This window comes from Streptacidiphilus melanogenes (assembly GCF_000787835.1).
GTDB classification, from domain to species: domain Bacteria; phylum Actinomycetota; class Actinomycetes; order Streptomycetales; family Streptomycetaceae; genus Streptacidiphilus; species Streptacidiphilus melanogenes.
Genome location: NZ_BBPP01000017.1, coordinates 130,348 through 142,786, shown reverse-complemented (window position 1 = coordinate 142,786; position 12,439 = coordinate 130,348). Strand labels below are relative to the sequence as shown.

Here is a 12,439-nt window from a genome sequence, read left to right as displayed (position 1 = left end):
CCGGCCGGGCGTGGCGGGCTTCGGTGGAGCTGCCGACGGGGACCCGCCTGCCGGTGCCGCGTCCGGGCGCGCTGCCGGTGCAGCGCTCCCGGGCGTCGCGTGAGCTGGTCGAGCAGGGCGGGCCGGGGCACCCGCACCACCACGCGGCGCCGCGGCGCCGGAACGTGCTGCTGGGACCGTTCCTGGTGGGTGCGATTATTCTTGTGGTCCTGGTCACTCTGGCGCTGGCGGCGACGCTCAAGGGCTGAGCCCGGCGGCCGGTCAGCGGCACGATCCGCGAAGCGGAACGTGTCATTCGCTGCCGAAGCGTCACATCCCGGTCTCAAGGCCGTGCCCGGGACGCCGGAGTGTTCGACGGTCGGGATAGGGTGCGCGGTACCGCGGTTCCTGCCGCGGACTGCGATGGACGGCAGGATCCGCGACGAGGGGGCAGACGGTGGGTACGGAGGCGGGCCGCGTGCTCGCGGGCAGATACCTGCTGGGCGCGCGTCTGGGGCGCGGCGGCATGGGCACGGTGTGGCGCGCGACGGATCAGATGCTCGACCGCGAGGTCGCGGTCAAGGAGCTCTCCGTCGGGCACCTGGCCGAGGAGGACCTGCAGATCGTCCAGTCGCGGATGAAGCAGGAGGCCCGCGCGGCCGCCCGGATCAAGCACCCGGGCGTCATCACCATCCACGACGTCGTCGAGCAGGACGGCAAGCCGTGGATCGTGATGGAGCTGATCGACGGTCGCTCGCTGTCCGAACTGGTCGAGCAGGACGGTGTGATCGACCCGCGCGAGGCGGCGCGGATCGGTGCGCAGGTGCTCGCCGCGCTGGAGCGCGCCCACGCGGTCGGCGTGATCCACCGCGACGTGAAGCCCGCCAACGTGCTGCTGGAGCGCGGCACCGGCCGGGTCGTGCTGACCGACTTCGGCATCGCCACCTTCGTCGGCGACTCGGCGCTCACCCGCACCGGGGACCTGGTCGGCTCGCCCGACTACCTGGCCCCCGAGCGCGTCCACGGCGGCCGTCCCGGCCCGGAGTCGGATCTGTGGGCGCTCGGCGCGACGCTGTACGCGGCCGTGGAGGGTCAGTCGCCGTTCCGTCGCGAGTCGCCGCTGACGACGCTGGCGGCGGTCGTCACCGACCCGCTGCCCGAGCCGCGCAACGCCGGGGCGCTGGCGCCGGTGCTGCAGGCGCTGATGGCCAAGGAGCCTCAGGAGCGTCCCGGCGCGTCGGACGTGCGCCGGATGCTGGAGGACGTCGCGGCGGGCCACACGACCAACATCAGTCTCGGCAGCCTCGGCACCGGTCCGCTGCGCACCCCGACCCAGAAGGTCCCGGCCGTGGACCGGCAGTCAGGACCGGCCGATCCCGACGCCGCCTACACCGCGACGGTGCTCGGCACCGCGGTCAACGGCATGGTCCACGGCGGCGTCGACGGCATGGACGGTGCCACGGCGGCGCCGGGGTCGGACACGGCCGCGGGCCGCTCCGGCGGTATGCCGACCGGGCCGACCGCCCGCGTCCCCGCCCAGGGCGGCGGGTTCGTTCCTGCGTCCGCGTCGGGTGCGCCCCGTTCCATGAGCGGTCCGCTCTACGCCGACGAGGCGGCTCACGCGACCGTGCACGAGTCCGGCACGGGCGCCGGGGCCGGGGCAGGGGCCGCGTTCACGCCGGCCCACCAGCACGAGGTCGGGTTCGTGACGAGCCGCGAGGGCACGCGGGCCGGTCAGCCTCCGCGTCGCAGGCGGCGCTGGGTGTGGCTGCTGGTGGCCGCGCTCGTCGCGGGCGCGGGCGGCGCCGGGGCGACGTACTGGTACAACCACCGGCACCAGAACACCGGTGCTGGCGGGCAGGACCACCCGAGCACCTCGCCGACGTCGGTGGTCCAGCCGTCCTCCGAGCCGGTCCAGATCCCGTCCGGCTACCAGCTCACGCACGATCCCTACGGGTTCAGCTTCGGCCTGCCCGTGGGCGGCGACAAACCTTGGATGCGCAGCGCCCCCAAGGGCTCGATCGCGATCACGTACACCCCGGATGGCATCCATAAGATCATCTTCGGGGTCACCTACGCCAACTCCCGCACCGCGGTGCAGCAGGGGCAGTGGCTGATGGAGCAGCTCAAGCAGAACGACAAGAGCTACGAGCCGGTCCGCTTCAGCCCCAACAGCTTCAAGAACTCCACCGGCGCGCAGCTGGAGTTCTACTTCGTCGACGCCAAGACGCAGCAGAAGATGCACGCCATGGAGCAGTTCTACAAGGCCCCGAACGGCAACGAGTACGACACCTTCATCTCGTACCCGATCGACGACTGGGGCAACGGCTACGGCCGCTTCGAGGAGATTCTGCAGACGCTCACCGTGCCATAGCATCCGCATCCCGGTACCGTGGTGTGAACCGAGCCGTCCATGGAAGTTCACCCGCTCTCCGGGAGGCCGTGATGTCCGCAACGGTGCGAGAGACCCCGGACGCGGTGGTCATCGGTTTGGGTCCCGGGGGTGAGGATCTGGCCGGGCGGCTGGCCGATGCGGGCTGGGACGTGGTCGGTGTCGACGAGCGCCTGGTGGGCGGCGAGTGTCCCTACTGGGGCTGCATCCCCTCGAAGATCATGGTGCGTTCGGCCGACCTGGTCGGCGAGGCGCGGCGCATCCCCGGCATGGCCGGGATCGTCCGGGTGCACCCCGAGTTCCGGCCCGTGGCGCGGCGGGTGCGCGAGGCCACCGACGACTGGAACGACAAGATCGCCGTCGACCGCCTCACCTCCCGCGGCGGCCGTTTCCTGCGCGGCACGGCCCGGCTGACCGCCCCGGGCGAGGTCACCGTGCTCGGCGCCGACGGCCGCGAGACGGTGCTGAGGCCCCGTCAGGCCATCGTGCTGGCCAGCGGATCGGAGCCGGTCTCCCCGCCCGTTCCCGGCTTGGCCGCCACTCCGTACTGGACCAACCGCGACCTGATCGAGGCCGAGGAACTGCCTGAGTCCCTGCTCGTCCTCGGCGGCGGCGCGATCGGTCTCGAGCTCGGCCAGGCCTGGCAGCGGCTCGGCTGCGCCGTCACCGTCGTCGAGGCCGGTCCCCGCCTGCTCGGCCGCGAGGAGCCGGAGGCGGGCGACCTGCTGACGCGGGTGCTGACCGCCGACGGTCTCGCCGTGCACGCCGGAGCCGAGGTGCAGGGCGTGGAACACCGGGACGGGCGGTTCCAGGTGCTCTGCCGTCGCGGAGAGCGCTTCTCCGCGCAGCGGATGCTGGTCGCGACGGGTCGCCGGGTCGCCCTGGACCGCATCGGCGGCGGGGTGCTGGGACTGTCGTCCGACATGCGCGCCATCCCGGTCGACGAGCGGCTGCGCGTCGTCGGCACCCAGGGCGTCTGGCCGGTCGGGGTCTGGGCCATCGGCGACATCACCGGCAAGGGCGCGTTCACGCACATGTCCATGTACCAGGCGGACGTCGCGGTCCGCGCCATCCTGGGCCAGGGCGGCGCGCCCGCGCGCTACCACGCGGTGCCGCGGGTGACCTTCACCGATCCCGAGGTGGGCGCCGTGGGAGTGACCGAGGCCCAGGCCCGCGCGGAGGGCCGCAAGGTCCGGACGGCCACGACGGACCTGTCCGTGAGCAGCCGCGGCTACATCTACGGAGCCAACGGCAACGCGGGCTTCGTCAAGCTCGTCGCCGCCGACGACGTCCTCGTGGGGGCGACCTCCGCCGGCCCCAACGGCGGCGAGGTCCTCGGGCTGCTCTCCCTCGCCGTCTCCGCCCGCATCCCGCTGGCCGAGCTGGCCTCGACGATCTGGGCCTACCCGACCTTCCACCGTGCGGTCGGCACGGCGGTCGCGGAACTGGCGTAGAACGGGAACCGGTCCGGGCGCCGCGGCGGCCGGCGGCGCGGCGGGCGTGGCCCGCACCCGCGTGGAAGGCCGGTGAAGGCGGGACCTGGCGCCGTCCTCGCCGCGCCGCGCTGGTGGCTGCACAAACCGTTCGTAACCGGAACGATTTCTGTTACTGGTGGGTATCGCAACGGCCCGAAAGCGCCTACGCTGCCTGGCATGACTGACATCAGCACCGGCAGCAGCACTGCCGTCCAAGGCAATCCCGTGGCCACCCCCGGCGCGCGGAGCGTCGCCGACGCAGTGCCGCCGCAGCTGGTCGCGCGCCTGGTCAGCGCCGTGGTGGCGGGGGACCGGCCGACGCTGGCGACCAGCCGCTGCCCGTTCACCGGCGAGGTGCTCGCGGAGATCCCCGAGTCCTCCCCGGCCGACGTGGCCACCGCCTTCGTCCGCGCCCGCGCGGCCCAGCGCGACTGGGTCAAGCGACCGGTGCGCGAGCGCGCCGCCGTGCTGCTGCGCTTCCACGACCTCGTCCTGAAGCACCGGGACGAGCTGCTCGACCTGGTCCAGGCCGAGACCGGCAAGACCCGCGCGCACGCCTTCGAGGAGGTGCTCGCCTCCGCGATCGAGGCCCGCCACTACGGACGTGCCGGCGCCGGCTACCTCAAGCCGCGCCGTCGCGGCGGGGTCTTCCCGGTGCTGACCCAGGTGCTGGAGCTGCGTCAGCCCAAGGGCGTGATCGGCCAGATCTCCCCGTGGAACTACCCGCTGGCCCTGTTCACCGGTGACGCCGTGCCGGCCTTCGTCGCGGGCAACGCCGTGGTGACCAAGCCCGACACGCAGACCGCCCTCACCGCGCTGCGCGCCCGCGAGCTCATGGTCGAGGCCGGACTGCCCGCCGAGCTCTGGCAGATCGTGATCGGCGACGGGCCGGTCGTCGGCCCCGAGGTCGTCGCCCACGCCGACTACGTCTCCTTCACCGGCTCCACCCGCACCGGCCGCGACGTGGCCCAGCGCGCCGCCGCGCGCCTGATCGGCGCCTCGATGGAGCTTGGCGGCAAGAACGCCATGCTCGTGCTGGCCGACGCGGACCTGGACAAGGCCGCCGAGGGCGCCGTCCGTGCCTGCTTCTCCTCCGCCGGTCAGCTGTGCATCTCCATCGAGCGGCTCTACGTCGCCTCCTCAGTCGCCGACGCGTTCCTGGAGAAGTTCGTCGCCCGCACCAAGGCGCTCAAGCTCGGCAACAGCCTGGCCTGGGGCGCCGACATGGGCTCGCTGGTCTCCCAGCGCCAGCTCGACACCGTCACCCGCCATCTCGAGGACGCCGTCAAGAACGGCGCCACCGTGCTGGCCGGCGGCAAGCCGCGCCCCGACATCGGCCCGCTCTTCTTCGAGCCGACCATTCTCGACGACGTCACCACCGAGAGCGCGGTCTGCAACGAGGAGACCTTCGGTCCTGTCGTCTCCGTCTACCGGTTCGACGACGAGGACGAGGCCGTCGCCCGCGCCAACGGCACCTCCTACGGGCTCAACTCCAGCGTCTGGAGCAAGAACCTGCGCCACGCCAAGGCCGTCGCGGCCCGGCTGCACACCGGCACCGTCAACGTCAACGAGGGCTACGCACCCGCGTACGCGAGCGTCGCCGCGCCGATGGGCGGCATGGGCGACTCCGGCATCGGCCGCCGCCACGGCTCCGAGGGCATCCTCAAGTACACCGAGGTGCAGACCGTCGCGGTGCAGCGGGTGATCCAGATGACGCCGTCGTTCGGCCTCGACGACGAGGGCTACGCCAAGCTGCTGGGCAAGTCGCTGGCCATGCTCAAGGCCCTGCGCTTCAAGTAGGCCCTTCCTTTCCCCCTCCCCACCACTACCCCACACACATCCGAAGGCGGGCGCGTAGATGAGTTCTCAGGACCAGGGGAAGCCGACCGCCGACGCGGGCTACGACTACGACGTGGTCGTGGTCGGCTCGGGCTTCGGCGGCTCGGTGTCGGCCCTGCGGCTGACCGAGAAGGGCTACAAGGTCGGCGTGCTGGAGGCCGGCCGCCGGTTCACGGCCGAGACGCTGCCGAAGACCTCCTGGGACACCAAGAACTACGTCTGGGCGCCCGCCCTCGGCCTGTACGGGATCCAGCGCATCCACGTGCTGGACGACGTGATGGTGCTCGGCGGCGCGGGCGTGGGCGGCGGCTCGCTGAACTACGCCAACACGCTCTACGTGCCGCCGAAGGCGTTCTTCCAGGATCCGCAGTGGAAGGACGTCACCGACTGGTCCGACGAGCTCACGCCCTACTACGACCAGGCACAGCGCATGCTGGGCGTGCGGAAGAACCCCACGGTCACCCCGTCCGACGTGCACCTCAAGGCCGCCGCCGACAAGCTCGGGTACGGCGACACCTTCCACATGGCGCCCGTCGGCGTCTTCTTCGGCGACGGCGAGGACTGCGGCGGCGACGGGACGAAGGCCGCGCCGGGCGCGGCCGTCGACGACCCGTACTTCGGCGGCGCCGGTCCGAGGCGTCGTGCCTGCACCGAGTGCGGCGAGTGCATGACCGGCTGCCGGCACGGTGCCAAGAACATGCTGACCGAGAACTACCTCTACCTTGCTGAGAAGGCGGGTGCGGAGATCGTCCCGATGACGACGGTGGTCACCGTCCGCGTCGACGGCGACGGCTACGCGGTCGACACCCGGCGCACCGACTCGCGCTCGAAGAACCCGGCGAAGAACGGCTTCCGGACCATCCGGGCCAAGCACGTCGTGGTCTCGGCCGGCACCTACGGCACCCAGAAGCTGCTGCACCGCCTGCGGGACGAGGGCGTGCTGCCCGGCATCTCCGGCAGGCTCGGCGAGCTGACCCGCACCAACTCCGAGGCGATCGTCGGTGCGATGACCACCGACAGCCGCTACGGCACGCGCGCCGACTTCACCAAGGGCGTGGCCATCACCTCCTCGGTCCACCCCGACGACAACACCCACATCGAGCCGGTCCGATACGGCAAGGGCTCGAACGCGATGAGCCTGATGACGACGCTGCAGGTGCCGGGGGAGGGCCGGGCGCCGCGGCTGCTGCGCGCCGTCGGCCGCTCGCTCAAGCGCCCCGACCTGCTGCTGCGGGTGCTGGACAAGCGTCGCTGGTCCGAGCGGACCATCATCGGCCTGGTGATGCAGTCGCTGGACAACTCGGTCGTCGTCTCGCGGCGCAAGAGCGGCCTGCTGAAGGGGCAGCTGAGCTCGCGCCAGGGCCACGGCGCGCCCAACCCCAAGTTCATCCCCGCCGCCGAGGTGGCAGCCGAGGCCGTCGCGACCGAGATCGGCGGCTTCCCCGGGGGCAACCTGGGCGACCTGATGGGTCGCACGCTGACCGCGCACTTCCTCGGCGGCTGCGTGATCGCCGACTCGCCCGAGCGCGGGGTCGTCGACCCGTACCAGCGCCTGTGGGGCTACCCGGGTATCACCGTCGCCGACGGCTCGACGGTCTCCGCCAACCTCGGCGTCAACCCGTCGCTGACGATCACCGCGCAGACCGAGCGTGCGATGGCGCTCTGGCCCAACAAGGGCGAGGCGGACCCGCGCCCGGCCCAGGGCGAGGAGTACCAGCGGGTCGCCCCGGTCGCCCCGGCGCACCCGGTCGTGCCCGAGAGCGCGTTCGGCGCCCTGCGCCTTCCGCTGCTGGCGGTGCCTCAGGTCCCGCCGCGCGAGACGAAGTAACCCCCGCAGGGGAGGCCCGAACGGCGGGCCGGGGCGCGAGGGGCGTCCCGGCCCGGCCAGGGCAGGCCAGGGCAGGCCAGGGCCGGTCAGGGCCGGTCAGGGCAGGCCAGGCCAGGGCCGGTCAGGGCAGGCCAGGGCAGGGCAGGCAGGGCAGGGCAGGCCAGGCCCTCGGGGTCTCAGTGCAGCTTCACCAGCCGCGACAGGACCGAAGCTGCGGCGGCGTGGCCCGCGGCGATCGCGGTGCGGTCCTTGGCCCCCGCCGCGCCGGAGTTCGGACCGGCCACGGTCAGGTAGAGGAAACGGCCCTCGACGGCGTGGGTCTGCGCACACGTCACCTTCTTGCAGAAGGCGACATCCCCCTTGTGCCAGAGCGGTTCGATCTTCCCCCGGAAGTGGGTGACGGTCCCCATGGCCGAGCTGACGTCGGCCAGCGCGGCGACTCCGACCGTCACCGAGACCTTGCCCGAGGAGTAGGTCGCGCGCAGCACCTGCGTGCAGTGGTCGGCGGCCAGGATGTGGGCGAGTCCGCTGCTGACGGCCTTGTGGCAGGTCCTCTGCACGTCCGTCGCCACGCGGGTGTAGGCCCTGTCGCCGACCTTCAGCGAGGAGGCGAACACCTGGTCGAGCCGCAGCGCCGGGGGCGCGCTCGGGCTGGGCGACGCCGACGCCGACGGTGAGTCGGGTGCCGACGCCGAGGCCGAGGGGCTGCCGGTCGGAGCCGCGCCGACGGTCGCCGAGCCGCCCGAGCCACTGAGGTTCCAGGCGAGCGCGGCGCCGCCGACCAGGCAGACGGCCAGCACGCCGACGGCGACGGCCAGGATCTGCTTGCGCTTGTTCCGCGCCTCGTGCTCGTCGGCCATGGAGGACCAGTCGGGCTCGTCGGGAGCCGTCGCATACGGTGGGAACGGCTGGACCGGCAGCGGCTCGGTGGGAGCGCTTCCGTAGTCCGACGGCGGGCCGAAGCCCGGTATGTGCGGGCCGGGTTGCGGGGGAACGGTCATCTTGGGCGGCGGCCTTCCTCGACGACGGCAACGCTGAGCTGAGCCGCGATTGTGCCATGTACACGCGTCGGCGTTCCGGTTCACGGCCCGCCGTCCACCTCAGCGGTCCCACAAGTTCCCTGTGTACCTCTAGAGTTGCCGCCCATGAACGAGTCCGGCCGCGTCGAGGCGTTCAGTGACGGCGTCTTCGCCATCGCCATCACCCTGTTGGTACTGCAACTGGCGGTGGCCAACCCGAGCCAGGTCCACACCGCCGGCGGCGCCTGGCACGAGCTGGGCCATCTCTGGACGGCCTACGACGCCTACGTGGTCAGCTTCCTGGTCATCGGGATCATGTGGCTGAACCACCACACCGTCTTCGGCTACGTGGCCCGGGTCGACCGCGGCCTGCTGGTGATCAACCTGGTGCTGCTTCTCGTCGTGGCGGCCCTGCCCTTCCCGACGGCCCTGGTCTCCGACTGGCTGGACGAGCCGGGCCCGGCGGAGGTCTCGATGGCGGTCTTCAGCGCCTTCATGGTCCTCCATGCGCTGACCTTCCAGGCGATGTGGTGGTGGCTGACCCGTACCGGGCACCTCTTCGACCGGCGTGTGGACGTGGAGGCGGCCCGGCGCACCCGGCTCCGCTTCGCCGCGGGGACCATCGTCTACCCGATCCTGGTCGGGCTGTCCTTCGTCTCCCCTGTGATCACCCTGGGGCTGCACTTCGCGCTGGCGCTCTACTACGCCTTCAACCAGCTGCCGATCCCGCTCAAGCCCGATGCGCCCGCGGACGACGAGGGCGCCGTTGCCGTCTGAGCGCCGACCGAGTTCCGCTTGACGAGGTCCGCTTGAGGCGACGTGCAAGGGGCCCCGCGGGGGAAGACGGGGCCCCTTGCTGTCAGCACGCGACGTCAGGGCAACGTCGGTGCTGTGGCAACGGCACCGGGGGGAGGGGTGCCGTCGGTCCTGCGGTGTGGTCATGTGGCCGGGTCATGCGGTCGGGTGCGCGCATACCGGCAAACTGCGGTGAGCGTGGGGGCGCACGGAGCTTGTGCGCGCCTGTCCATCTCGAGCCGAGGCCGCTCAACTACGGAACGTCACCGAATGCCGTCAGTGACCGGCCTCGCGCGGCTGAAGGGACCGGCCTTCTGCCGGGTGCCCGTGCCGCCTGTGGTCCACCCCCTCACCAGCATCGTGGGGGATATGGCCCACTCGGCGCAACCAGTTCGACAGACTTCGCCACCCCGGATTTTCCGTCACGCTCCGCAAGGATCGGCTGACGGATCGAGTCGGTAGTGCGGAGATCTCCGCGCGCCGGGTGGCGCAACGCCACCCAGGGGTGTTCAGGGACAGCGGGCCGGTGCGGGACGGGCGAGATCGGGGGTGGCCGACTCCGGGCGTCCCCCTCGCCGGCCACCCCTTCTCCGCAGTCGCAACCGGGCCGCTGTCCCCTGCTGTCCGGTCACAGCGTGGCCGCGAGGTCCCACGGCGCGCGCCACGGCGCACGCCTCATCGCGCCCACGGACTGGGTCACTCCCACGCGTGGTCCTGCCTGCCGCACGATCGCCCCCGGAAGGAGGCTGGAGCCCGTCCCTGGCGGGGACACGCACCCCGTACGGTCATCGGGGTCAACGATTCTCCTGGCGCCGGGTCACGCGCTAGGATCGCAGCATGTTCCAGATGGCCTACTTCTTTAGCTATGGCACCGGAGGCTCCGGTCGCCATGGTGATGCCGTCTGAACTGACGCAGACCCTGAAGGCGCCCCGGGCCGATGGCCCAGGGGCGTCTTGCTTTGTCGCCAGGGCCTTCGGCGCCGGGACCGAACCCGGAGGACCCAGATGGACGCCGTCACCACCGACGTGACCACCTCGCCCACCACTTCGACCGAGGCTGCCGCGACGTCGACCGAGGCTGCCGCGACCGCGACCGACGCCGTCGGCCCGACCGCCGGTGCAGTGGCCGCCGCTGCACCGGCCCCGCTGTCCAAGGAGGCGGCCGAGGCGGTCATCGCCGAGGCGCGCGGACGGATCGACGCGTTGGACGCCGAGATTCTCGAAGCGATGTGCCGTCGCATCGCGGTCTCGGCCGAGGTGCAGGCCGCCCGGATCGCCGTCGGCGGGCCGCGGCTGTCGCTGACCCGTGAGATGGAGATCCTCGACCGCTACCGTGCGCAGCTCGGTGGCCCCGGCACGGAGATCGCGATGCTGCTGCTGGAGCTGTGTCGCGGGCGGGTGTGATCACCGCCGCCCACGTCGTGGCAAGGGGTCGGCTCCTCGACCGTTAGAATGAGGGTCGACCCCCCATAGCAACCGCCGGAAGGCCGCACTGTGGCATCAGCGACCCCCGACCCCGCGGACACCGCCGTCGACACGGTTCTCGTCGTCGACTTCGGCGCGCAGTACGCCCAGCTCATCGCACGGCGTGTCCGTGAGGCCCGTGTCTACAGCGAGATCGTGCCGCACAGCATGCCGGTCTCCGAGATGCTCGCCAAGAACCCCAAGGCGATCATCCTCTCCGGTGGCCCCTCCTCGGTCTACGAGCCGGGCGCCCCCACCGTCGACAAGGCTCTGTTCGAGGCCGGGGTGCCGGTCTTCGGCATGTGCTACGGCTTCCAGCTGATGGCCACCGCCCTCGGCGGCGTCGTCGACAACAGCGGAGCGCGCGAGTACGGCCGCACCCCGCTCAGCGTCTCGCAGACGGGCTCCACCCTCTTCGAGGGCACCCCGGCCGAGCAGCCGGTGTGGATGTCGCACGGCGACGCCTGCTCCGCCGCCCCCGAGGGCTTCACCGTGACGGCGTCCACCGCCGTGGTCCCGGTGGCCGCGTTCGAGAACGACGCCAAGCGCCTGTACGGCGTGCAGTACCACCCCGAGGTCATGCACTCCACCCACGGGCAGCAGGTGCTGGAGCACTTCCTGTACCGGGGTGCCGGTCTGGCCCCGACCTGGACCACGCACAACGTGGTCGAGGAGCAGGTGGCCGCGATCCGTGCCCAGGTCGGCACCAAGCGCGCGATCTGCGGCCTGTCCGGCGGCGTGGACTCCGCGGTGGCCGCGGCCCTGGTGCAGCGGGCCATCGGCGACCAGCTGACCTGCGTCTACGTCGACCACGGCCTGATGCGCAAGGGCGAGACCGAGCAGGTCGAGAAGGACTTCGTCGCGGCGACGGGCGTCAAGCTCAAGGTCGTCGACGCCGAGGAGCGGTTCCTCGGCGCGCTCGCCGGGGTCACCGACCCCGAGGAGAAGCGCAAGATCATCGGCCGCGAGTTCATCCGTGTCTTCGAGCAGGCCCAGGCGGAGATCATCGCCGAGGCCGGCGCCTCCGGCGAGCCGGTCGAGTTCCTGGTCCAGGGCACGCTCTACCCGGACGTGGTGGAGTCCGGCGGCGGCTCCGGCACCGCGAACATCAAGTCGCACCACAACGTCGGCGGGCTCCCGGAGGACCTGGAGTTCCAGCTGATCGAGCCGCTGCGCAAGCTGTTCAAGGACGAGGTCCGGATGGTCGGCCAGGAGCTCGGCCTGCCCGAGGAGATCGTCCAGCGTCAGCCGTTCCCGGGCCCGGGCCTGGGTATCCGCATCGTCGGTGAGGTCACCAAGGACCGGCTCGACCTGCTGCGTGAGGCCGACGCGATCGCCCGCGCCGAGCTGACCGCGGCCGGCCTGGACCGTGAGATCTGGCAGTGCCCCGTCGTCCTGCTGGCGGACGTCCGCTCGGTCGGCGTCCAGGGCGACGGCCGCACCTACGGCCACCCGATCGTGCTGCGCCCGGTCTCCTCCGAGGACGCGATGACGGCCGACTGGTCCCGTCTGCCCTACGAGGTGCTGGAGCGGATCTCCACCCGGATCACCAACGAGGTGCGCGACGTCAACCGCGTCGTCGTCGACGTGACCAGCAAGCCGCCGGGCACCATCGAGTGGGAGTAGGACTCCCCGCCTAGGCCCCACG

Annotated in this window: 9 protein-coding genes; 8 read left to right on the top strand and 1 reads right to left on the bottom strand. The window is 71.9% G+C overall.

The genetic code is table 11. The features are described 5' to 3' along the window. The 5 genes from TR49_RS43945 to TR49_RS19960 form a co-directional block, all read left to right on the top strand. Positions 1–248: hypothetical protein (locus TR49_RS43945; RefSeq protein WP_236653448.1), on the top strand; the 248-nt coding region annotated here is incomplete at its 5' end. Between the two features lie 209 nt (positions 249–457). Beyond that, entirely contained in the window at positions 458–2,353 is a 1,896-nt protein-coding gene (locus TR49_RS45020; RefSeq protein ID WP_236653447.1) for a serine/threonine-protein kinase, read from the top strand. 71 nt (positions 2,354–2,424) lie between these two features. Beyond that, on the top strand, positions 2,425–3,825 hold the full coding sequence (locus TR49_RS19970; RefSeq protein ID WP_042383357.1) for a dihydrolipoyl dehydrogenase family protein: 1,401 nt from the start codon (positions 2,425–2,427) through the stop codon (positions 3,823–3,825). A 198-nt stretch (positions 3,826–4,023) separates the two neighbouring features. Further along, positions 4,024–5,646 carry a succinic semialdehyde dehydrogenase gene (locus tag TR49_RS19965; protein ID WP_042383355.1) on the top strand — a complete coding sequence of 541 codons (1,623 nt, stop codon included), beginning with the start codon at positions 4,024–4,026 and terminating at the stop codon, positions 5,644–5,646. Positions 5,647–5,704: 58 nt separating this feature from the next. After that, positions 5,705–7,513, top strand: coding sequence for a GMC family oxidoreductase (locus tag TR49_RS19960; RefSeq protein WP_042383353.1), 1,809 nt, complete (start codon positions 5,705–5,707; stop codon positions 7,511–7,513). A 176-nt stretch (positions 7,514–7,689) separates the two neighbouring features. Here TR49_RS19960 and TR49_RS19955 read toward each other — a convergent pair whose 3' ends face one another. After that, complete coding sequence (locus TR49_RS19955; RefSeq protein WP_042383352.1) at positions 7,690–8,514, bottom strand: hypothetical protein; 825 nt, start codon at positions 8,512–8,514, stop codon at positions 7,690–7,692. Between the two features lie 144 nt (positions 8,515–8,658). Here TR49_RS19955 and TR49_RS19950 point away from each other — a divergent pair, with 144 nt between their 5' ends. From TR49_RS19950 to guaA, 3 genes are all read left to right on the top strand, one after another. Continuing rightward, positions 8,659–9,309: a TMEM175 family protein gene (locus TR49_RS19950; protein WP_042383350.1), complete on the top strand. Its 651-nt coding sequence runs from the start codon at positions 8,659–8,661 to the stop codon at positions 9,307–9,309. A gap of 1,023 nt (positions 9,310–10,332) precedes the next feature. Beyond that, positions 10,333–10,731: a chorismate mutase gene (locus tag TR49_RS19945; protein WP_042383349.1), complete on the top strand. Its 399-nt coding sequence runs from the start codon at positions 10,333–10,335 to the stop codon at positions 10,729–10,731. A gap of 90 nt (positions 10,732–10,821) precedes the next feature. Further along, positions 10,822–12,417, top strand: a complete 1,596-nt coding sequence (guaA, locus tag TR49_RS19940; protein WP_042383348.1) for a glutamine-hydrolyzing GMP synthase — start codon at positions 10,822–10,824, stop codon at positions 12,415–12,417. The last annotated feature ends 22 nt before the right edge of the window (positions 12,418–12,439 follow it).